The following is a 24,078-nucleotide window of genomic DNA, read 5'->3' on the forward strand; positions in this document are numbered from 1 at the left end:
CTCTAAATATTTTAAGTATACAGGATGATTATTTTGTAACTAGATTACGTGTTTTTAATAAAATCACTACTGCACTTAAACTTACTAGTAACACACCAATCTGATATCCAATGTTTGTGTTATCACTTGTATTTGGTGTTACTGATGTAGTTGGTTGTGATGGTTGTATTGGAGTTGGAGTTACTTGTGGTACTTCTTCCCACATTGCAAATACATTCATTGTTTCTAGTACATCTGTTGTATTAGGGTCAAATGGAAGAATATTGCCTGTTGCATCCCTATAGAACCATCCCTTGAATTGCTTACTAGCATCATTACTGATTGGAGTAGTATTAAATGTTGGTATCGCTTCATCATTTGCACGAACCGCCATACCAATCGTATGACCACGCATCGCTAATGTTTCTTTATTTGCATTTGTACCATCCGCAAATGTAGCACTAGGATTATCACCTAAGCTAAATGTAACCTTCGCACTTGGTACCCATACATATTTATTACCATCACTTGATGGATTTGCTACTCCATATGTATAACGTTGACCATTTTTATTTAATGGAGATAGAGACGTTACAGAAGGATCTGCCAATTGGAAATAAGTCAGTTTTTCATTACCATTTGCTAAACCATTTGTAGGTGTAGTTCTATTATCAATATCATTATCCGTATGATATTTCACAAGGAATGAACCACCAGTTACGACATATCCTGTAGGACCTGCTTCTACTGCCACAATATTATCCATCGCATATCCAATTTCATCAGACTTATCACTATTTGCTGGCGTATTAATTACCGTATTTTCTCCAATTATAAAGGATGGCAAATTACCGTAAATAAGCACTGGTGTTTGATAAGAGTTATCTCTCGTAAAATTCAATTCTGAATTCTTGATTGAAATATTTCCTCCACTATTAAAAAGAATTCCTCCGCCACTATCATTTCGAGATCTATCCTCATCTCCAGAAATATTTAGATCAATCTTAGAATTGTCGATATTTAAAGTACCATCAAGCATTACGATTCCATGCAAAGTATTGGATAATTTGAAAGTTGAATTTCTAATCTCAGAAGGAGGAACTGTTCCGTATCCAGATAAACAAAAATCAGTATCCAAACCCCTTGCATACTTGTTTAGGAAATCAATCGAAACATCAGAATTATCAACTAACATATTTGGAATCTGAATAGGCGCTAATCCTGTTCCAACAAATAACACATTCTTAAAGTTCCAAGTATATCCGTTTACAACCTCCCTATATGGGAGATCACCACCATCGTCGGGTGGTGAATCCCATGTTTTGACTTTAGATGTAGTTAATTTGAGTGTTGCATTTTCTAATTTTAAATCTTCTGAATGTAATTTGTTAAATTTATATGCTGTAATGTCTACTACCAAAGATTCTCTTGATGTACCCTTTACATTGCCATCTAAAGTAACATCTTGATTGTCTTTGAATACATAATTCCCATCATTCATTTCAGCTCCAGTTTGTAAATCTAAAGCTTTCTTGAAACCTTGCATATTTAAAGTAGAACCATTAACAGTTTTAATATGTGAACCACTTGCAATTGTAATTCCGTTCTGGTCATCATCGTTATTAAGAATTGTAGTATCTGATACAACTTCTAATATCATTCCGTTATTGACTACAGCATCTCTAAACGCTGCATTTGTAGTATCAAATAAACCACTAATACGTATTGTGTCACCAGTATTACCAGCTGCTACTGCATCATTAATCGTTGCATATGTGATAGTGTCATCATCATTTAACCAAATCTTGCCAGCGTCCATAGCACTTACTTTAGATGTAAATGATACGATACTGCCCATCCCTAGAATCAAAGCCAATACTATAACTGTTAATTTTTTAACCATTGATATCCCTCCATAAAAAAAGCAAAGTTATGCTTTGCTAAAATATGGTAACATGCTAAATTACAATTCGCAATTAACTTGCTCCAAATAAAAAACGAATTTTCATTACAGTCGTAACTACTCATTCGTTTAAAAATAATGTTTTTAATTCTGATACTACCTATTTAGTATTTATGATAAAGCATCATTCTATGTCATAAACTCACTTATACTCATACATTAAAATCATTAACAGAATGATTGTTGCACAAAAGCTCAAAAGAAATATTAACATCATTTTTCTCGTGTGAAATAACTTGATTTTGTTAGGATTATTCTTGATTGAAAGAATGTATGTAACAATAGCTACAGCCATTAATCCAAGAGATCCTAACAAAACAAATACACGAAATCTTTCATATTTATTAAGAAACGTAGCAATAGCATATGAAACCATTAAACATATATAAGAAATAATTTCATATTTAGTATGTTTCTTTATCTTAAATTTTTTTAGCATAAATATCCCCTTCACATAATTATTCGGTGATACTAATTCTATATTTCTCTGTCAATTGAATTGTCTTTAAAATACTTGCTTATTTTTTATCACATTAATACACATTCAGTATTTTGTCAAAATTATTCATTTGCGTTATCTTTACTAAATCAGAATACTATATCCTAAATATCTCTAGCATGAATATAACAGAAGATATTTCATCAAAGCGGTTTGAAAATACCATCTTTTTCTTTATGATTATGTTAGTGAAAAAGAGGAACATCATATGTCACAAGAAATCTATGTAAAACCCAAGAAAGTTACACCCCTAAATATCCTACTTATCTTAATTGGATCATCCTTATACGCATTATCAGTTAACTTCTTCTTAGTACCTTTAAAACTTTACTCTGGTGGAGTGCCTGGTACAGCCCAAATGTTACGTACATTATTCTTTTCCAATATTCAAAACGTAGATACAGCAGGTATTATCAACCTTGCGTTTAATATTCCACTCTTTCTTCTCGCTTTGAAGACAATGAAGAAACGCATGGTTGTAGGAACAGTGTTATCTGTTGCCTTACAGACAATTATCTTTACATATATCATTGCGCCTACTGCGCCTATCCTCGATGATAAACTTGCATGCATTGTGATTGCTGGATTATTAGGTGGTGTTGGATGTGGACTAATACTTACCAATAGCGCAAGTGCAGGAGGTTTAGATTTATTAGGCCTATATCTAAGCCATAAGTCAAAGAAGATTTCTGTTGGAATCTTTAATATTATTTACAATATTATTCTCTATACATTAATGGCAATATTATTTGATGTATCAACCGCGCTATATTCGATTATCTATATCGTTGTATTCTCTGTGACGATTGATCGCTGGCATTATCAAAACATTGAAGTTGAACTAATGATTTTTACACATGTGCCTGAAGTGAAAGAGATGATCATGCATGAATACGCAAGAGGTGTTACCTGCTGGGATGGTAAAGGTGCTTATACCAATCAACAAACAGAAGTACTCGTAACAATTGTCGCAAAAAGTGAGGTTTCTTCCGTCCAAAGAGAGATTCGAAAACTTGATCCAAATGCCTTCGTAATCGCACATACACGTGTTTCTGTATCTGGAGGTTATCAAAAACGCCTTGTATAACGCAAAAATACGTTAAATAGTGGAATTATTTTTTCTTTGTGATACATTTTGTAGTATAGAAATCGTGAGGAACATATGAAAACAACACATACAATTTTAATTGTTGATGACGATGTCGATATTTTAGAAGCCCTAAAAATCTATTTATCCAAAGATGAGTATCAATTACTAACAGCTCGAAATGGAAAAGATGCAGTTGATATCGTTAAGACAGAAGATGTTGATTTGGTATTAATGGATATTATGATGCCTATCATGGATGGTATTAAAGCGACAAAGGAAATTCGCAATCTTACAAATATCCCAATTATTTTACTAACCGCAAAGAGTGAAGATCAGGATAAAGTAAACGGTCTTGATATTGGTGCAGATGACTATATCACAAAACCATTCAATCCATCCGAAGTTTTAGCACGTGTTAACTCACAGTTAAGAAGATATCACCAACTTGGTGGTGTTAGTGCAGATACTGATGAACTTATGATTGGTGGAATCATTTTAGATGACACCACAAAGAAAGTATCTGTTGATGGTAATGAAGTCACGCTTACACCGATGGAGTTTGGTATTTTAAAGATGTTAATGAAACAGCCAGGAAAAGTATTTACTTCCGCTGAGATTTATAAAAATGTATGGAATGATGAACCAATTGGTAGCGAATCTGTTATCGCTGTTCATATCCGTCACTTACGTGAAAAGATTGAGATTGATCCATCTGAGCCAAGATACATCAAAGTAGTTTGGGGACAAGGCTATAAGATGGAGGATAGTCATGAAAGAGCGCAATAAAAAAAGATTACGTTCAAGTTATCTATGTAAAGTCATTGCGTTCATCCTTTTTGCGCTTGCGGCGACAGCAGACATCGTTGGAATGAATGCAATTTCATACTTATCTACTGCAGGTGCTTATGATGGTATTTCTAAATATAGTGATACAGCAGACGCAAGGGCTCGAGCAGCAGTAACAGCTAATAACTATGTCTTATATGCATTAGATATTAATACTAATTTTGTTGGCGACCAGTACAAAAGTTTCGACCGTGAAAACTCTAACCTTTCTGTCGAAATCTACGAAGTTGCCACAAATCAATTAATTCATAAAAATTTTGATGTTGAAGAGTCCACACTACATGGTACCGCATATTTCTATGGTAATAATTCTGATGGTTACTTCCAAGACTACATCGAAAAAAATAATGAACCAACATACCGTATTGAATACTCCCTTGCGAAAGATTTAAACGCAAGAGATGACTTCTATTACTGTGATACAGTTTATAATCTTCAATATAGATTCCGCTATATCATATTCCCGATTGAGTTTTTTAGTATCATCATCCTTATCGGTTCTGTTATATTCCTATTCTATGGAGCAGGGCATGTAGATGATAAACCAGGTATTACCTTATCGTGGATTGATAAGATACCACTTGATATCTTTGCCTTCATTGTTTTGATGGTTTGGACTTACGCAAGTTTTTATACATATAATAATGGCTTCCCCGATATCGCAATCAACTTCTATCAACAGGGATACTATTATGGCTTTGCGAAAGCAAGTATTATTAAATACATCATGGTAATTGTTGGAGGTGTAATCCCATTCCTATACTTCACATTATTATTCTTCCTAAGTCTTGCGACACGCATTAAATATGGTAATTGGTATAAGAATACATTGATATACTATATCGGTACAATCATCTCAGACCTTCTACAAATTGGTGGATATTTCCCTGCCTTCTTACTAGGTTCCTTTGTGTTCTGGGTGGCTTTCTACTTCTTAGTACAGCTACAGTTATATGCATTATTAGCTCTCTTCTTATTTATCGCTTCCTACGCCCTTTTCTGGCGTGCATATGAAGCAGCTTTGTTAAAGAAGGCAATTCATAAATTCGCAAATGGAGAAACAGACTTCTCATTTCATACTTCAAGACTTTCTCATTTCTTCAAAATACAGGCACTTGACCTATACAAGATCAAAGATTTTGCGGAAGCAGCTGCTAAAAAATCTATTCGTGCAGAGCACTTGCAAAATGAATTAATCACAAATGTCAGTCATGATATTAAGACACCTCTTACCTCAATCATTAACTATGTGCACCTCTTACAACATGTTGAAGATCCTGAGCAAGCCAAAAAATATATTGCAGTATTGGAGAAACAATCAAAACGTCTTCAAAAATTAACAGAAGACCTTATTGAAGCCTCTAAAGCAAGTACTGGTAATATTACGGTAAATATCATGCCTAATGATTTACATGAGTTACTTGAACAAGCTATCGGTGAATATTCTGATCGCTTTGACGCATGTAAACTAGAGATTGTGACAAGCATCCCAGAAAGTGCACGTTCTGTTATGGCAGATGGTAGACTTCTATGGCGTGTATTTTCTAATCTATTCTCTAACTTAGTGAAATATGCACAGCCAGAAACCAGAGTATATATCAATAGTGTCCGTACAATCGACAATAACATTATGATTTCAATTAAGAATGTAAGTCGTGAAGCACTCAATATTTCCGCAGAGGAATTAACGCAACGCTTTGTACGTGGTGATGAATCACGCCATAGCGAAGGCAGTGGTCTTGGCTTAAATATTGTAGAGAACCTAGTACACCTACAAAACGGTTATTTCAATATCGTTATTGATGGAGACCTCTTTAGAACAAATATTATCTTACCAGCAAAACCCGAAGAAGTTCCTACACAGGATTCTTCGACAGAATCTAATGTATTCGATAAAGATTAAAGATGGAGATTACACTATTCTCCATCTTTTCTCTTATTCAATTACGATTGCTTGGTCATGATGTACAGACCATGCATACGCATCAATTGTTTTATCTGGGTAAATCAATTGTAGTGCTCTTCTGTATGTATTGATTTGTTCTGTATACAATGATTTGATTTTAGATAATTCTGCGTTATCCGTCTTAAAATCAATCAAGATAATCTTATCTTCCAAGATTGACACAAAGTCCATAATTCCATGTATCTTTTCTTTCTCTGTTTGTACATAGAAAGGATATTCATGATGAATTTCACCTTCTACAGCTTGGTGATAAATCTCTGAATAACCGAATGCTAGCAGATGTTTTAATTCTGTTGAAGATATACTTAAGAATGTTAAATCATCTGCGTTAAATAATCTAGACGGAAGTTCTTCAAAACATGCATGAATGCGTGTACCATATTCTCTTCCAGCGTTTGTTTCTGTTAAATCTAATGCTGGTAAACTACTACCAAACTCAGTAGAACTTGGAGTTAATACTTCCTTCTCTTCGACACTTATATATCCATAGTGTGGTAGTTTAGTAACGGTCTCTGTTTCTTTGTGTTCCAGGAATACATTCCATGATGGGTCAATATCAACCTGTTTCATGATTGGTTCATTTGCCATTGTGCTAAGAATCAATCCAGACATACCATTACGAATAAGCAAATCACCTAACATAAACTTCTTTCCACGATATGGAATTTGTTTTGGTAATGCGTCTACGATATATAGTCTTCGTACTGCACGTGTAACTGCTACGTATAAAATACGAATAAATTCTTCCGCATCTTCAAGATTTGCTTTATATTCGATTGCACGTTTATGAATTGTCTTTCGTTTTGCACGATATGGATTTGTACATAAGAAGTTTAATCCTAGATAAAGATCATCATCGACGTTGACTGCTTCTGCACTATCTCTAAACTGATTTGTCGCATTACTCCATAGGAATACATACTTATACTGTAATCCCTTTGAATGGTGAATTGTTGTGACAGTAACGATATCATCTGCTGACCCTTTTGAAACAGCTTCATTCGATACTTCGTCTTCAACTGCTTTTAATGCATTTAAGAATTCCGCTACAGAATTGTACTTCGCAGATACTGTCATTTCAAATAGATAATCAAAGTTTGACTGTTGACTGATATTTAAACGATTGAAGTACGTATTATGATTCGCAAGTTCTGATAACATTCTTGGAATACCATAAGTATCCGCAATTTCTTTATACATCTGCAAATCATCATAGATACCAAACTCTTTGGCAACTGCTTTGATTGAACCCAGTCTTATCTTTGCTTTGGCAATCTCTTCATCACTATGGTTATAGAGATTAGAAACCATGCATGCAAATAGAGCAGAATCTGCTTCTTCATCCAACATTGCAGTACATAATGCAATGACTGTTTGACATAACTCTGAGCGATAGAATCCTTCACGTGTATCAATGCTGTAAGGAATTCCCTTTGCTTCGAAGGCTGCTTTCAGATATGCTTTATCCCCATGACTTCGTAAAAGTATCGCAAAGTCATGGAAGGATGGTAACTTTGTATCATTCTTCTTTGCAAGTTCAAGTTCTTGATTATAGGTATCAATAATCTTATTGGCAATCCAATTTGCCTTAATCATTTTGATATCCTCATCTTCGTCCTCATCATCACTGACAATCGCTGTTTTATTCTTCGGCGTATAACTTGCAAATTCAATGAGTGCATCTGGACTATCATTCTTAGGGAGCCAATCTACAATATCATCTTCACCATACTTTTCTGTACTCTCTTTAACATTCATAATCTTTTGAAAGAGTATGTTTGTAAATTGAATAATACGTGCATCTGAACGGTAGTTTCTAGAAAGAATAATCTTTGCTGATTGCATCGATGAATCAATTGTTTCTTCAATAATCTTTTCTGACTCATTTAGTTTAGAACGCATCAGTGATGGCTTTGCCTGGCGGAAACGATAGATCGATTGTTTTGTGTCACCTACACGGAAGATGCAGTTAGGACTAGCAATCATCTCAATGATTGTATCCTGTAGTTTACTTGTATCCTGGAACTCATCAATCATGACTTCCTGTAGGTTTTCACGGATAACCTTCGCAACATTTTCATGTTTTAGAATTTCATACGCATAGCGTTCCATATCCGAGAAATACATCGCAGTATTCTCTTGTTTGATGCGTATACAATTTTGATATGTATTCTTCGCTAGATTGATGAGTGCTGTATTGATGGTCGAGGCATCTCTTGCGTCTGAAACAAAATCATCTTCATTCAAACGTTCTTCTGACATATTCTTGAGTGTTTTCTTCAAATGATCCATTGCTCGTGCATGTTCTGGATAATTCTCTTTCTTATAACTTGCAAGCTTTGTATCATCCATCATTTGAATTTGTTGTTTATAGTTTTGATAAATCGCAAAAGTATATGCATTACTTTCGTCTTCTGGCATCAGTTCAGCCTGTAATGTTTGAATGATATTTAAGAATGTATCAAAAGCTACAGAGTTATCAATTACTTTTCCACGTCCATTAATAGCCTCTGGTAAATCCTGCAAGATTTCTATATCGCGTTGTAATACTGCCAGTTGTCCATACAAGGACGCAAAGAAATACTTGCGGATATTGATCTCAAAATCATCAAAAGATGTAAAGTTATTTGTACTTGTAGGATCAAACTTCTTTGGATACATCTTTAATGCATGTTGGTACCATTCATCTGGGTCAACAGATGATTCCGCATGACGATTGATTTTCACGACCGCATCATATAGTCCATCATAGTCGTCAGCTCGACTAGAGAAGTAAGAAGCGAGCGCAACTGTTTCTTGTGGACTTGTTTGATAAGCATACTCTAACGCTCTCATAAACGCATCACGCTGAATATTTTCATTTTGCCCACCCGAAAGAATATTCTCTGTCGTAGCTGGGTCTAAGCCAATGATATTGTAGTATTTTTTGATAATAGACAAGCAGAAAGAGTCAATAGTTGTGATGTTCGCACTTGCTAGCGCGATAATCTGATTATCAATATATTGAATGAGTTCATTATCAACAGTTACTTCTTTTTCTGCTAACTGTTTGATTTCATTTAATTCTTGGGCAACACGCTTCTTCATTTCACTTGCGGCTGCTTCAGTAAATGTTAAAGCGAGGATACGTGATAAAGGTACACGTGGATTATCCTCAATACATCTTTTTACCAACCGTGATACAAGTACTTTCGTCTTTCCTGCACCAGCAGATGCGGAAACGACAATACCCATTCCAGAAGAATTACAGGCAACGGACTGTTCTGCAGATAATTGATTTTTCTCAGAGATTCTCATCTTCTTTTGCCCCCTTTGCCGCAATTTCTTCTTTATCTAATTTAAATGGAATATCTGTTGGAATCCCTTCCACTTCCACTGCGGTTGGAATTCGATACTCTCCATCGAAGTGATACATTGCCATATATGGTAATGTTGTATTTTCAATTGGAGATAGTTCGATATTTCCTTTCAGAACTTGCTTGTGGAAATTTGCATAGATACCTTCAATATATGCTTGGATCTTATTAAAGTCATAGATATTCTTTGGACTCTTGATATGTCTTGCGTCTATATCAACATCATCACGATGTTCATTAAAAATCCATACAGCACATTTCCTACTCTTAATAAAATCTTCCCCTAAACTATTTAGTAATGCATGTTTTGGCATATCTCCACATTTATTGTAAACACGATTTAAATCAATCGTTTCATCCTTCATAGAGATATACTGTACAGCAGTCGGATTGTATTTCTTTCCTTGCAGGTTATTTGCGACAATCATCATATATGTTAACATCTGCAGACGTAGTCCTTGTTTTACTTCATCTTCGCTAATGGATAAAACGGATGATTTGTAGTCAATGATACGAATTAAATCTTGATATAAATCAATACGGTCAATAATACCACGGATATTTACATTACCAATCATTGTTTCTGGTAAACGATATTCAAAGTATTCCGGAATAAAACTTGAATCATTTTCTAAATCATGCATGAATGTCATAAATTTAGATAATGAATCTGCTAATCTTTCCAAAGAGATATCGTAGAGATATTGTTCATTTGGATGTGTTAATTTAAGTATGTCAAAATACGGTCTTAGTAACTCTTTAATTTCATTCGATGTTAGAATATTTTTTCCATCTTCTTGTAGTGCATACTGTTTACGCTTTGAACTATCTTTATAAGATGTTAGTAGTGTATACATGAAATGATGTTGAATATTTCCAATCGTAATTGGATCAAGTCCTGAGAATTCTTGGTCCATAATTCCTAGTCCTTTTTGGATAAAGTATCCATATGGATTGCGGTAGTATGACTCTACCGTACTAACAGAACCATTTAATAATCCTTTTCCATCTAAGAATAATTGTTGTGCTGTTTCTGGTGTTAATTCATGTTTTATATCCATATGATTGTCTACAATCAAAATTGGCCATGGGGTATTTTCTTCCTTCATGTCCACTTTTGATTGCACTTCGTAAGCTAGTTGCATTTCTTTACCTTGATAATCATTTGTAGAATATGAATAATAGATTTCTTCTGCCGAGGAATCAATCCAACTAAGTGCATTCATGTAATAACCATAACGCTGATTCATACTTGGATAAGATGGTATCTTTGCAAGGTAATCTTCATCAAATAAACCATTGTGAACTGGAAAGCCAGGATAATTCTTTCCACTACATCCAATGACGTAAGTAACTTCTTGTTTTTTTACTGGATGTGTTAAATCTGTCACAGTGCAGATTGCGTCTGTAAACACAGCACTATCTGAATGAATCCCCTGTAACATATGCATGACGAAAGGAATACTTTCCACAGTCTGTTTTTCGCTTGTTAAAATGGACTGCAAAACATTACGTAATTGTCTTCCTTCTTTGAGTTCATGTTTATTCTGTAAAATCTTTTGGTTACGAATGATTTCAAACGCGTTCATTAACATTTCTTCGAATGTTGATGCTTGTATTAAACTATCTAAGTCCTGTTTGATATGATTGAATAACTCATCTGCACGTTCTTCAAAGTATGCATAACGTGTAGCTTCCTTTTTAAATACTTCTGATTCCTTCAAGGACTGTGATAAATGTGTCGGACATTCTACATCTACCAACACTTGGTCTAGATATTTGAGTACCGTAAATAATGAACTACTCTTCTTTTGGTCATCTACACCAAAGGCATCGATATACAAAGCTTTCATTAAAGCTTCTTTATTCTTTTGATACGCAAGATTCACTAATGAAACATAACGTTGAATGAGTCTAGCAGACACATCATGATGAACAGTTGAAAACGGTATCTCATATCTTGCGAATACTTGTTGTACAACTGGATACTGTGTCTTCCATGAAGTAAGCACTATATTACATGGTCTACGATAGGTTGCGATATCCTGTGCAATCGCTTCAATTTCACGACGTGTACTTAGTGCATAGCGTAAATGTTTTTGACCTGTTGTTGTGTCTGTTGGTTTTGTTTTATCTTTGAGTTGTTCTAAAATTTCTACGTAGTATGGATCTGCCTCAAAGAAAGGATATACTTCAACATCATCCTGCTGCAATTTCTGGATTGCGGCCTTTTTATTCTCTACATTCTCTTTTTCCACAAATGGAATTTCTAATAGAATGCGTATGATTTCCTTTAACTCCTTTTCCTGTTCGTTTGTCTTGGGTAAAGAATCAACTTGAATATTGCCTTGAATACACTCTAATACAAATTGAAAAATCTCCTGAATGAATGCAGGATAGTCAAACATCTTTTGATAAATTGGAAACGCATCACTTCTCTTTTTTAATGTATGAGAGATCTTTAGTAGTGCTGCATGTTTATCTGTATGTTTCTCTCCTAACGCAACAGAAAGTGGAACTGCTAGTACATCTTTAACAACGCCATGATTATGCTTTGCGAGATCTTCATAAATATATTCTTTTTGATAATTTGCACATAAAATTGTTTTCATATTTAGATTTTATCATAGGCAATCCTGCATATTTGGTAAAATATCCTGTTTTATACAAAAAAATTGTGTAATGTTACTGGATTTTTCAAAATCCGCGTGCCTATAATTACATTGACAAACACTACATAATCATCAACTAACAATAAAAAATTAAATACAATTACTTGGAGGGAAGTATTTATCATGGCAATCTGTGCTATTCTAGGCCAGAAAGTAGACAGTAGGAAAGACGGAGATGACTGTCTATTTAACGGTTATTTAGAAGACTATCTCAGTCTTAGGGAAAATGAGATTGATGATGATTTAAAAGAATCATTCGAAAAAGTATTAGAAGTGGAACCTGACACAAAGATTTGTGTAGATTTGCACTGCGCCGTCAACATTGAAGCAATTAGCAACCAAATCATCCGCTATAAAGACATCTGCAAGCTCAATGGGAAAGCACTCGTAATTCCTTATATCTTGTATTTTCAACATGATGATGAAGATAGAGCTATCATCATCTGTGATTGCAAGCAATACGGATATATCTATGCGAAGGGCCTTTACTACTGCATGACAGAGCCAGCTGGCGAATTTATTGACTGTAAGAATGAAATCGTTGCGATATCTTCTAACCAGGAAACAATCTTAAAAGTTCTCAATCAATTATTCACTGTAAAAGCAGGTTCTATTCAACGTAGCATTGACCATGAACTTTTCCATAATTATGAAGAGTTAAAGACCGCATCTAAAGAAGCTGCCAACGCTCTTAAACTCGAAGCGATGGAAAAACTCCCTGAATTAGAAGATCGTACAAATGCTATCTATCATTATGTAACGAACTGGTTCCTTTTAAAGAAGGTTCTCTATGTACAATATATGGTAAATAAGAATATCTTATCTAGTATTCATGAAAACAATATTAAGAAACAGAGAAATCAAGCAAAGCTAAATTCTGAAGAGATTGATATTCTCAGTTTCAGTGAAATGTGGAGATTACCAAAACAAGAACCTCTTGCATAAATACATAGCCTCGACTTCATAATCGAGGTTTTTCTTTTCCCCAAACAGTGAAATTAATGCCTAATTACGCGATATATGGTAACATTTTAAAGTAAGAGGTGTTATATGACAAAGAAACTAGCTGTAGTATCACTGCTCATGTTTCTGATTATCGCTACCTTAATCGGTAGTACGTTAATCAAAAATGATTTCTTGAATCCAGAAAAAGAGCCAGTCGTTACTACAACAGAAGATAAAAAAGAAGAAGAGAAGAAGGAAACTCCTAAACCTGAAGTTGATCTAGAAACAGATACACGCTTCAGCGATACAAACAGTATCCTACTTCTTGTAAACAAAAAGCATAAGTTAGAAGAAACCTATGTTCCATCTGACCTAACAACAGCAAACGTTAGTACAAATGGCACCGAGTGGACTCTACGCAAAGAGGCTGCGAAAGCTATTGAAGAATTATTCAACGCCGCTAAAGAAGATGGTATTAAACTACGCTTAGGAAATGGCTTCCGTTCTGGTTCCTACCAAGGGCAGTTATACCAAGCAAGTGTTGATCGTATTGGTGAGACTAGCACAAATAAAACAACCGCGAAAGCTGGATATTCTGAACTACAAACTGGTCTAGCGGCTGCGATACTTGGCGCAGATACAACTACTGATTTTAATAACAGTTTTGCGAAATCAGATGAATATAAGTGGCTCCAAGAGAACGCCTATAAATACGGCTTCATCTTACGCTACCCAGAAAACAAAGAATCCATTACTGGTTATACCTTTATGCCATGGCATTATCGTTATGTTGGAAAAGATATAGCAGAACAGATTCATGATGCTGGAGATGATACAACATTCGAAGAATTCTTTGGCCTAACAGGTGGCGACTACGAAAAGACTAGTTCTTAATTTATAGAAATCAATTTGAAAGGTAAGTGTAACAACAAATACACTTACCTTTTTCATTAAAATATAAGTTGAATCAATACCATATAACAAATTGTTCCACCTGCAATTGAAATTAACATATTACGTTTCCATACATGCAGGATAGTAGTAACTAAAATAGAAATTATTTCCGGAACTCCATAATTTCCCCGCAAGAACTGAACATCTTTTAGACAGTATATAACCAACATTCCAAATACAGCGGGCGGAAGATATCTACCAACATAATTCACAAAATCAGGTGTTTTTCTCTTTTCACTAAAAATAATAAATGGCAAAAACCTCGTTAACATTGTGCCAAATATACATAGAGCAATTGTTATAATCTGCTGTGCGATTGTCATTTCTGCACCTCCAATGATTCCATTCTTCTTTTTGATAGCGTTAGCGTGATAGCGATGACTGCTATCGTAGGTATCATAAAGGAATTTAAGCCAAATATAATGAGGCAGATCACTGACGCTACAATACCAATTAAGGAAGCGATATGATGTTCTTCTTTTAACCATTGTTCTAAGAAGATTACAACAAACATCGCAGTCATCACAAAACTAACTCCCTTCGTATTAAAATTTAGAACTGATCCAAGAAGACAACCAAGAGTCGCACTGATACACCAATAGAACTGATTTAGCAATGTAACAAAAAACATAAACCATCCTTTATCAACATCCTCAGGGATATTCGCTGTATAGTTGATGGAAAAAGATTCATCACACATCCCAAAAATCAAATAGTATTTCTTCCAACCCATACCCTTATAACGTTCCAACATAGAAATACCATAAAAGATATGTCTTGCCTGAATTAAAAGTGTCATGATTAGTACTTGCATTGGCGCAAACGGACTCAGTAACATTTCTACTGTCACAAACTCCAAAGAACCCCCATACACCAAAAGACTTGTTAACATCGGATATACAAAGGAAAATCCATTCGCATTCATATAGATTCCATATGCAAAGCCCAAAAATAGAAAGCCTGTAAGAATCGGTAATGTGTATGGAAATGCGGCTTTGAATGCTTTCAGTTTCATGGAAGTCACCCCCTTATTTAAAATTGAATGCGCCCTATTATAACCCAATTAATTAATCCATATTTATAAATATTTCATTCACAAAATTTTTTACTGAGATATAAAAAGAGGCATATAGCCTCAGCTTATAACAGCAGGTTTATAAATTATTATAATTCCACTATCTTAAATAACACCAATATACTATACATCACCGTTTCATAATCAATAGGCTGTGCATATTTATATTTTTTTTGATATAAAACCCATAAATTTTTTAAATATTTTTCTCTAACAATTTTATCTATGATAAGATTACCGCTTTCCATCACATAGAATGTTTTTCTATTACTACAAGTTCTGAAAAAAGATTTTTTCATAATATCTTTATCAATATCATCTTTATATATAGACATTAATACATGTATATCATAAAAATCTCTCATCCGTGTGTTTAAGATTCCTCTGGATAAAATAGTTTGTAACTTTTCCGCAAGAATTGTTTCAATATTATAGGATTTCAGCAGAATTGTTCTATCCTCAAACATTAACCTGTATTTATATTCTATTGCACTTGGTGTAATTGCATCACCAGTTGATAAATCCACTTTAAAAGGTACCTTCATTTCATCAATTATTGCATCAATCGAGACACGTAAACCAGGATACTCCATATTATCCATAATTTCAGAGAATTCTCTTATTTGAAATATTACTCCATCTGAAATATCAATATTGATTATTTCTTGAATCATGGCCTGTACATTTCGTTTGGATAACTTAAATTCTTGAATTGAAGTATCTATATCCATTGTCGACCGTAAAGAAATCCCTATCATTGAGGTAATTAATACACCTCCCTTAATTACAATTTTATCTACATAATTAGAATTTGTAATTCTCTCTAAAAAGCGCTCCATCATATAAATTCTTAATAATATTCGTGCATCTAGATTCTTTTGTTTCGCAAAATATTTTATTTTTCCTTTTAACTGTGCAGCAGTAAACACAATTACAACATCACCTCCAAATACCCTCTCACCAACTGATCTACATGGAATAATTTCGCATACTCCATAAGTCGATTTAAATCTTTATCATTTCTTTGAATATACGTCTTAAGAGCAGTTTTAAAATCCTGTATTTCAATTTTTTTTCGTGAGCGTATTAAATCGCAGATTGTACGTTCTAGATTATAGATAGGTATTTGCATTTCAGTATCTGTTTTTATATATTCTCTTCCAACTTCAAGTAATTCTTTACTTACTGTAAATACTTTTACACCAGATTGATTTAATTTCGATACACCGTATCCTGAATAGATTGTGATGGTATGACGATTTGGTTCTCTATCAATTAGTCCATGAAAATACAGTGCTTCATCATGAGAAAAAACAGCTTGTGGATATTTTATACTTAGAATAACTCTTTCATCTATCCAAATATTCGGAAGTACATAAATACCATGGTCAACTTTTTCGTACTGATTCTGCTCAATAAATCTATACAGTTCGTATTTTGTAATACCTTGTTTTTGTAGAGATTTGATATGTATAATTTTTAATTTTTCAATTTTTGGATTCATATATTTTCTTTTGTACTAATTACAGTTTTTATATTAGCACAAAAGAAAATATATAACAGAAAAAAATCCCGTACGGCAATGGGATTTTTATTGTTTATTCTACGAATAACTTTGTTTTATCTAATGCTTTGATTAAGAAGTACCCAATGATGACTGAGATTAGTTCTCCGATTGCGACGAATGAACCATTGATTAATGTTCCTAATACAATTTCATTTGGCATAAATAGGTATGCAAGCTCTGCACCTACGAAGAAGAAGTTAAAGATTACAGGCATTAAGCAAGCAAGTACTGGGATACCATTTACTTTCTTATCTTTTAATACCCATGTGCAGTAAGCTGCACCGAATGTTGCGATTGTTCCGATGATCGCATCTAAGAATCCAGTTGGATTAATTCCTAACATCGCTCCAATTAAGTTTGTTAGGAAACAACCTAGTGTTACACCCCAAATAGATGGTTTGTAAATTAATGGAAGTAGTGTTAAAGCTTCTGCGATTCTTACTTGTACATTACCATATGTAAATGGTGCTAGTACTAATGATACGACAGTATAGATTGCCGCAATCATCCCAACCCTAGTTAAGGTCTTCATGTTCATAAAAATATCATCTCCTTATTTTCATTTAACGTCAGGTAGCCGCTACTGACGGGATTATGTCCGGTTATTTATTTTACGCTATTCATTTTTTTCGTCAACACAAATCTCTTTATCAAATATTATGTTTCGTAAAAAAATACTATCTTTTCGATAGTATCTTAACATGCGTGCATGAATTCTTTAGTTACTCCAAACGCTTTCGGCAATCTCTTTAACAAGAACTAATTTTGCCCATTGTTCATCTTCTGTTGACGCAAATCCACACTGTGGAGAAAGATATAAGTTCTCTAATGGTACATATCTAGCCGCATCATGAATACGTCTGATGATACGATTCTTATCCTCAAGTTCTGCAGACTTTGTTGTGATAAGGCCTAGCACTACTTTCTTTCCTTCTGGAATATATTTCAGTGGTTCAAATCCACCCGAACGAGCATCATCATATTCTAAATAGAAAGCATCTACATTTTCTTTTGCGAAGAGGTATGGTGCGATTGGATCATAGGCACCTTCGCTTGCATAAGTACTATGGAAGTTACCACGACATACATGTGTTGTAATAACCATATCTTCTGGATGATTTGCGATCGCCGCATTGTTAATCGCAATCTCTTCTTCCGCAATAAGTCGTAAGCTTTCTTCTGTAATGTTAAAAATCTTCCAGAATGCACGGTCTGCGTAGAGTGTCCATGTACAATCATCTAACTGCAGGTTACGACAACCTGCTTGATATAGTTCCTGAATGACTGTTTGATATGCTTTTACAATATCAGCCTTTAATTCTTCATCTGTTGGATAGAACTTTCTTGTCTCTCCAATAAATTCAGGTAAGCGTAATTGAATTAATAACTGTGCTGGTGATGGAATCGTTTGTTTCGCAATTGTATTTTCATCTTCCTGTGCTTTTACAAACTTAAAATGTTCTACAAAAGGATGATTCTCACCAGAAATCTTCCCTACCACGACAGCTGTTTCAGCCTTTGTTTCTTCATCGTGGAAACGTAGTCCCTGGCTAGACTTATGATAAGAGATTCCATTTAATCCCCAGAAGAAATCTAAGTGCCACCAACCACGACGGAATTCACCATCTGTAATTGCATGGTATCCTGCTTTCTTTTGTTTCGCAATGAGATCGAGAATGTAGTAATCTTCTACTTTCTTTAACTCTTCTTTTGTAATTTCGTTATTTTGGAACTTTTCTCTTGCGACCTTGAGTTCCTCAGGTCGTAGAAAACTACCTACGTAGTCATAGCGAAATGGTACATGTTTCTGTATCATTATGTTCACCTCTTAATTCCCTTTCTTTAGATTTTTTCCCTGTTTTTCATCTCTTGAAGAAACATCGCCATTGAAACTGTCTTCGCATCAGGAATTTTCCCTTCCATAATGAGTTCTATCAGTTCCTTTAAACTATACTTATAGATTTGAATCTTTTCATCTTCATCTAAGTGTTGACCAATATACTGATCTACCTTTGCATAATACAAGTCGATAACTTCTGTATCATAAGCAGGTGTTGGATAGATTTTACCCATGTATATCCAATCTTTTCCTGTATAGCCTGTTTCTTCTTGAATCTCTCTTTTCGCTGTTGTAAGGGCATCTTCGCCTTCTTCTTTTTTACCAGCCGGAAATTCCAACGTTTCTTCTTGTTGTGCATATCTCCACTGTTTAACAAAGAAGAATTTACCATCTGTATCCTCAAGAGCGATTCCAACACCACCAATGTGCTGTACAACTTCTCTTTCAACCGTTAGGTTATCTTCTATTTCAACAGTATCTTTATATACATGTAAGATATTTCCTTCAAATATTTCTTCTCTTGTGAGTAGTCTATTCATATTGTTATACCTTCTCCATGCGGATATCATACAACAGATATATTTGAAATATCGTGAAGAATTAATGAAATACAAATAATCATTCATTGTTATCGATATTTGTATTTCATATTAAATCACATGCATGCATATGTTAGTTTATTCATTTATCATGCATTATATAATCTCAGAATGAAAATTATTTTCTGTTAGAAATGATAGTTTATTACATCATTTTCAGTATATTGTTTCTATCATCTCTAACAGGATAGAAAAATGTAAATATTTCATCTGATTCTTGGGTTCATGTTTTCCATTTTGTTTTATAATTAATATGTTCTATATGGGAGGAAAACTATGAACATCAAGAAAGCATTGGCTTCAGTTTTGACACTTGCTTTATTAGCAGGTTGTACAGGCGGTAACTCAACAGCTTCAAACACTACAGCATCAACAAATGATAATGGTCGTAAGCAACCTGCAGAAACAGGCTCTAAGGATATCGACACATTAAAGTTCCAATTTGTTCCATCAAGACCTGTTGATGAAATTAAGGCAACAACAGAAGGCCTCGATAAATTAGTTATCGAAGCAATGAAGAAGAGAGGATACAACATTAAGAATCTTGAAATTTCTGTCAGTGATTCTTATGAAGCTGCTGGTGAAGCTTTATCCGCTGGTTCAGTAGATGTTGCTTGGTTACCAGGTGGTACTTATGCATTATATTCAAATGAATCAGATGTTATCTTAACAGCTACACGTGCTGGTTTATCAAATGACTCTGAAAAACCTGCTGAATGGAATGGTGATGCACACAAGACAGTTAACAAGGATACTCCAGTTACATATTACAAAGGCTTAATCTATGCAGGACCATCCGAATATGGACAACAGCTTGCAAAGAAAGTAAATTCTGGTGAAGCTTTAACTTGGGAAGACTTAAACAAGGCTAAGTGGGCTGTAAGAGATGTTACAAGTTCTGCTGGTTATATCTATCCTACAATGTGGTTAATGGACAACTACGATGGTAAGACCATTAGTGATTTAGCTAACGTTACAACATTAGACTACGCCGCTGAATTCATGCAGGCTGCTGCTGGACAGATTGACGTTATCGTATGTTACGCTGATGGTCGTCAAGACTATGCAAAACAATGGCAAGAAGAATGGGGTCGCAAGGATTCTATTTGGAATGAATTAAATGTTATTGGTGTTACACAGAATATCTATAACGATACAGTATCTGTAACAATGGCTAAGGAAGACATTTATAATAAGGAATTCATCGAAGCTATGCAGGATTCCCTCATCGAAATCGCAAATACAGATGCAGGCAAGAAGATCTTCGGTATCTACAAGCACACAGGATATGCTAAGGCTGAAGATTCAGATTACGATGGAGCTCGTCAGGCTTTATCTGTAATTGAGAAATAAGATACATAAATTTATGTGGGCGATATTCAAAATATCACCCATTTTATTTGATTTTTAATGTATGATTATTGCGTAAATAATGAATACATATAGTGATGGAGAATAGACATGATTGAATTTAAAAATGTTTCTAAGACCTACCCAAATGGCACTAAAGGTCTACAGAATGTAAATCTAAAGATTGAACAGGGAGAATTTATCGCAATTATCGGTTTATCTGGTGCAGGTAAATCTACACTGATTCGTACAATCAACCGTATGATTGATATTACAGAAGGTGAACTTGTTGTGGATGACACAAACGTAAGTGAACTCAAAGGAAAATCACTACGTCGCTTTAGAAGAAAGATTGGTATGATCTTCCAATCCTTTAACTTAGTGAGTCGTTCAACTGTAATTCGTAATGTTCTAACAAGTAACGTTCCGGATATGCCTTGGTATAAGGTTCTTCTTGGAATTTATTCCAAAGAACAGAAAACACATGCATTAGAAGCTTTGGATAAAGTTGGTATTTTAGATAAAGCCTATAACCGTTGTGATGAATTATCTGGGGGACAACAACAGCGTGTCGCATTAGCACGTACACTAAACCAGAATCCTTCGATTATTCTTGCGGATGAGCCAGTCGCATCATTAGACCCTATCATGGCTGATGTTGTTATGAGTGACTTTGCAAGAATCAATAAAGAAATGAATATCTCTATCCTATTAAATATTCACCATGTCGACTTAGCTTTAAAATACGCTACTCGTGTTATTGGTGTTCGCTCTGGTCATATTGTTTATGATGGTCCAACTGATAAAATCACAAAAGAGATCCTCGATGAAGTTTATAACGGTAAGGTAATCCCTACTTCAAAGGATGATGCGAAGGAAGTTGAAGGCAAGTAAACATGGCGAAACAAAAAATGTTAAAAACGCCACTGTTTGACAGAATCTTTAAACCCGAACTCATTACACTGCCAAATGGGCATACCGTTGAAAGACCCCGCAGTAGAACACCTTGGATTCTTCTGCTATTTACGATTGTTGTGATTATCTCTATACGTGCAACTGGTTTTAACTTATCAACCATCATTACACGTATAAAAGAGTTAACTGTGATTCTATCGAAGATTTTCCACCCAAATTTCAAATACTTCTCTAAAGTAATCTCACCACTGATTGAAACTATTCAAATGTCGATTGTTGGTACAATCATTGGTTCTTTAATTGGTTTACCACTTGCAATTCTCGCATCGAGTAATATCAATAAGAATAAACCAACACTTCTTGTATGTCGTTTCATCTTATCTGTATTACGTTCGATTCCTACTTTGATTTATGCATATATCTTTGCCTTGATCTTTAGTTTAGGTTCACTTGCAGGTACAGTCGCAATCGCTGTATTTACGATTGGTATCGTTGCGAAGATGTTATATGAAAGTATTGAAACCATTGATATGGGTCCATATGAGGCCATGCAATCATTTGGCGCATCTACATTACAGTCTTTCTGGGCTGCGTGTATGCCACAAATTCTACCTACATATTTAGCGGATTGTTTGTACTGCTTTGAAATCAATGTACGTGCATCTTCCATTCTTGGTTATGTAGGTGCTGGTGGTCTTGGTATCCTAATTCGTGAACGTACTGGATTACGTGCTTACTCCGACCTCGGTATGATTCTGATTACATTGTTTGTTGTCGTTTGGCTCATTGATATGATCAATGATTACCTGCGTTCAAAGTTATCTTAAACAGGAGGTCATATGTCAGAAAATATTATTGCCAAACTAAACGAAGAACCTAAAACCATTTGGATTAGACTTATAACAGTTGCGATTGTTGTAAGTTTAATGACTTGGGGTTCTCAATCTCTACACTTCACTGGATTTACAGATTCTGGATTGAATGTCGCAAAGGGTCTTGTGAATGGTCTATTACATCCGAATGTCTCTCTTATCTTTGATATGAGTGATAGCGGTATCCCATTCTTACTCTTACAGACAATTGCGATTGCGGTACTTGGTACTATCATCGGTGCGATTCTTGCGATTCCTGTTAGTTTCCTAGCATCCACAAATATTGTTCCTAAACCAATCGCGATGTTATTCCGCGCTCTAATCTTATTAATCCGTACAATTCCTGCACTTATTTGGGCCCTTGTATGGATTCGTGTTACTGGACCTGGACCATTCTGTGGTGTTGTAACACAGTCGGTATGTTCTATTGGTATGATTTCCAAAATGTATATCACAGCTATCGAAGATTTAAATACAGGTATTCTTGAATCACTAGATGCGGCTGGTTGTACAACATTCCAAAAGATTCGTTGTGGTATCTTACCACAGCTTAGTGCTTCCTTTATTTCCACCGCAATTTATCGTTTCGATATCAACCTAAAGGATGCGACCATCCTTGGTATCGTTGGTGCAGGTGGTATTGGTTCTCCACTCAATAACGCAATTTCATCTGGTAAGTGGTCTAATGTTGGTGCGTTCCTATTAACACTCATCTTATTGGTTATCTTGATTGAGTATTGTTCGACAAAGGTTCGTGCTCGTTTAGCACACGGAAGAAAATAGTTAGTAAAAGCACCTGCATGCAGGTGCTTTCTTTATTCAGTATATAAGCTTCTTAAACGTTGTAATTCATTTCGATTGATATTAAATTCTTTCTCGAAATATGTTTCAACACTTCCATATTCATTAAAGATTGCGTCTAATACAATCTTTCCAATCTCTTCTGTTACACCAAATGTCATACGGTCTAACTCTTCACGTTCTGGATGTGCGAGAATGATATCTTTATCTTCTTCTAACTTCTTTTGAATTGCACCACGTCGATATACATTCGTTAAAAGATAATCTTCTAATACAATTTCTCGATCGACACCTAACGCAAGTAAGATTAACATGCACGCTACACCAGTACGATCTTTTCCGCTAGCGCAATGAATTAAGATAGGCACATCACCTTTTTGAATATGTTCAAACAAGATGCGGAAGGCCTGGTTATTAAATGGCATGCGTGCATAATAATTCTTGAGTAGTGCAAGTTGTTCCCTACCACCTTCACCAATACGATTCATTCCTTCGGATGAGAAGTTAATTTCTTCACCACCCTCAGAGATAGCTCCACTATGTTTAATCATCAAGATATTTGGAAGTTCTGGATCTGGTCTTTGTGAGATTTCTTCGTTAGAGCGAAGGTCCATGATAGCACATAACCCCAACTGCTTAAGTGTTTCAATTTCTGATTGACTCATGAAAAAAGGTGCACCACTACGATAGAAAATATTATCTTTTACAGTCTTACCCTCAGTCGTCATATAACCACCGAGCTGCCTAAAATTTAATTTATCTCTAAACCTAGTATCTTTTATCATCGTT

Annotated in this window: 20 protein-coding genes; 9 read left to right on the forward strand and 11 right to left on the reverse strand. The window is 34.8% G+C overall.

Features of this window, described 5'->3' with window-relative positions:
• Window positions 1-28: 28 nt before the first annotated feature.
• On the reverse strand, window positions 29-1,882 hold the full coding sequence (locus tag RWM19_RS01550) for a hypothetical protein (RefSeq protein ID WP_313982933.1): 1,854 nt from the start codon (window positions 1,880-1,882) through the stop codon (window positions 29-31).
• A gap of 767 nt (window positions 1,883-2,649) precedes the next feature.
• Here RWM19_RS01550 and RWM19_RS01555 point away from each other — a divergent pair.
• The 3 genes from RWM19_RS01555 (at window position 2,650) to RWM19_RS01565 (ending at window position 6,280) form a co-directional block, all read left to right on the forward strand.
• Window positions 2,650-3,528, forward strand: a complete 879-nt coding sequence (locus tag RWM19_RS01555; protein ID WP_313982935.1) for a YitT family protein — start codon at window positions 2,650-2,652, stop codon at window positions 3,526-3,528.
• Between the two features lie 75 nt (window positions 3,529-3,603).
• A complete protein-coding gene (locus tag RWM19_RS01560) occupies window positions 3,604-4,317 on the forward strand; it encodes a response regulator transcription factor (protein ID WP_313982937.1) in 714 nt (237 codons plus the stop codon).
• Window positions 4,301-6,280 (forward strand): HAMP domain-containing sensor histidine kinase, encoded by a 1,980-nt coding sequence (locus RWM19_RS01565; RefSeq protein WP_313982939.1) that lies wholly within the window; start codon window positions 4,301-4,303, stop codon window positions 6,278-6,280. Before RWM19_RS01560 ends, RWM19_RS01565 begins: the two co-directional genes overlap by 17 nt.
• Window positions 6,281-6,313: 33 nt before the next feature.
• Here the strand turns inward: RWM19_RS01565 and RWM19_RS01570 are convergent, their stop codons facing one another.
• A complete protein-coding gene (locus RWM19_RS01570) occupies window positions 6,314-9,640 on the reverse strand; it encodes a UvrD-helicase domain-containing protein (RefSeq protein ID WP_313982941.1) in 3,327 nt (1,108 codons plus the stop codon).
• A complete protein-coding gene (locus RWM19_RS01575; RefSeq protein WP_313982944.1) occupies window positions 9,627-12,311 on the reverse strand; it encodes a PD-(D/E)XK nuclease family protein in 2,685 nt (894 codons plus the stop codon). The genes RWM19_RS01570 and RWM19_RS01575 overlap by 14 nt, the downstream gene beginning before the upstream one ends.
• Before the next feature lie 183 nt (window positions 12,312-12,494).
• On the opposite strand from RWM19_RS01575, the gene RWM19_RS01580 reads away from it, so the two are divergent.
• Both RWM19_RS01580 and RWM19_RS01585 read left to right on the forward strand, forming a co-directional pair.
• Window positions 12,495-13,316: a hypothetical protein gene (locus tag RWM19_RS01580; protein WP_313982946.1), complete on the forward strand. Its 822-nt coding sequence runs from the start codon at window positions 12,495-12,497 to the stop codon at window positions 13,314-13,316.
• 105 nt (window positions 13,317-13,421) lie between these two features.
• Window positions 13,422-14,210: a M15 family metallopeptidase gene (locus tag RWM19_RS01585; RefSeq protein ID WP_313982948.1), complete on the forward strand. Its 789-nt coding sequence runs from the start codon at window positions 13,422-13,424 to the stop codon at window positions 14,208-14,210.
• 56 nt (window positions 14,211-14,266) lie between these two features.
• Here RWM19_RS01585 and RWM19_RS01590 read toward each other — a convergent pair whose 3' ends face one another.
• From RWM19_RS01590 to RWM19_RS01620, 7 genes are all read right to left on the reverse strand, one after another.
• The gene (locus tag RWM19_RS01590; protein WP_294025348.1) at window positions 14,267-14,593 is read right to left on the reverse strand and encodes a branched-chain amino acid transporter permease; all 327 of its coding nucleotides are present in this window, start codon (window positions 14,591-14,593) and stop codon (window positions 14,267-14,269) included.
• Entirely contained in the window at window positions 14,590-15,285 is a 696-nt protein-coding gene (locus RWM19_RS01595) for an AzlC family ABC transporter permease (protein WP_313982950.1), read from the reverse strand. Before RWM19_RS01595 ends, RWM19_RS01590 begins: the two co-directional genes overlap by 4 nt.
• A gap of 149 nt (window positions 15,286-15,434) precedes the next feature.
• Window positions 15,435-16,274: a nucleotidyl transferase AbiEii/AbiGii toxin family protein gene (locus RWM19_RS01600; protein ID WP_313982952.1), complete on the reverse strand. Its 840-nt coding sequence runs from the start codon at window positions 16,272-16,274 to the stop codon at window positions 15,435-15,437.
• A 2-nt stretch (window positions 16,275-16,276) separates the two neighbouring features.
• The gene (locus tag RWM19_RS01605) at window positions 16,277-16,849 is read right to left on the reverse strand and encodes an abortive phage infection protein (protein ID WP_313982954.1); all 573 of its coding nucleotides are present in this window, start codon (window positions 16,847-16,849) and stop codon (window positions 16,277-16,279) included.
• Window positions 16,850-16,943: 94 nt separating this feature from the next.
• The gene (locus tag RWM19_RS01610) at window positions 16,944-17,450 is read right to left on the reverse strand and encodes a QueT transporter family protein (RefSeq protein ID WP_294020861.1); all 507 of its coding nucleotides are present in this window, start codon (window positions 17,448-17,450) and stop codon (window positions 16,944-16,946) included.
• Between the two features lie 180 nt (window positions 17,451-17,630).
• Window positions 17,631-18,728 (reverse strand): 5-methyltetrahydropteroyltriglutamate--homocysteine S-methyltransferase, encoded by a 1,098-nt coding sequence (locus RWM19_RS01615; protein WP_313982957.1) that lies wholly within the window; start codon window positions 18,726-18,728, stop codon window positions 17,631-17,633.
• Window positions 18,729-18,754: 26 nt separating this feature from the next.
• The gene (locus RWM19_RS01620) at window positions 18,755-19,291 is read right to left on the reverse strand and encodes an NUDIX hydrolase (RefSeq protein ID WP_313982959.1); all 537 of its coding nucleotides are present in this window, start codon (window positions 19,289-19,291) and stop codon (window positions 18,755-18,757) included.
• Window positions 19,292-19,627: 336 nt separating this feature from the next.
• Here RWM19_RS01620 and RWM19_RS01625 point away from each other — a divergent pair, with 336 nt between their 5' ends.
• The 4 genes from RWM19_RS01625 to phnE (RWM19_RS01640) all read left to right on the forward strand — a co-directional run bounded on the left by RWM19_RS01625 (window position 19,628) and on the right by phnE (RWM19_RS01640) (window position 23,271).
• Complete coding sequence (locus RWM19_RS01625) at window positions 19,628-20,704, forward strand: phosphate/phosphite/phosphonate ABC transporter substrate-binding protein (RefSeq protein WP_294020865.1); 1,077 nt, start codon at window positions 19,628-19,630, stop codon at window positions 20,702-20,704.
• A 102-nt stretch (window positions 20,705-20,806) separates the two neighbouring features.
• The gene (gene phnC, locus RWM19_RS01630; RefSeq protein WP_399553436.1) at window positions 20,807-21,595 is read left to right on the forward strand and encodes a phosphonate ABC transporter ATP-binding protein; all 789 of its coding nucleotides are present in this window, start codon (window positions 20,807-20,809) and stop codon (window positions 21,593-21,595) included.
• A 2-nt stretch (window positions 21,596-21,597) separates the two neighbouring features.
• The gene (phnE, locus tag RWM19_RS01635; protein WP_313982962.1) at window positions 21,598-22,443 is read left to right on the forward strand and encodes a phosphonate ABC transporter, permease protein PhnE; all 846 of its coding nucleotides are present in this window, start codon (window positions 21,598-21,600) and stop codon (window positions 22,441-22,443) included.
• 12 nt (window positions 22,444-22,455) lie between these two features.
• Window positions 22,456-23,271, forward strand: coding sequence for a phosphonate ABC transporter, permease protein PhnE (phnE, locus tag RWM19_RS01640; RefSeq protein WP_294020870.1), 816 nt, complete (start codon window positions 22,456-22,458; stop codon window positions 23,269-23,271).
• Window positions 23,272-23,303: 32 nt separating this feature from the next.
• Here phnE (RWM19_RS01640) and RWM19_RS01645 read toward each other — a convergent pair whose 3' ends face one another.
• Window positions 23,304-24,074, reverse strand: a complete 771-nt coding sequence (locus RWM19_RS01645) for a tyrosine-protein phosphatase (protein WP_313982965.1) — start codon at window positions 24,072-24,074, stop codon at window positions 23,304-23,306.
• Between the last annotated feature and the right edge of the window lie 4 nt (window positions 24,075-24,078).

This window comes from uncultured Solobacterium sp., from assembly GCF_963517755.1.
In the GTDB taxonomy this organism is placed as follows: Bacteria; Bacillota_I; Bacilli_A; order Erysipelotrichales; family Erysipelotrichaceae; genus Bulleidia.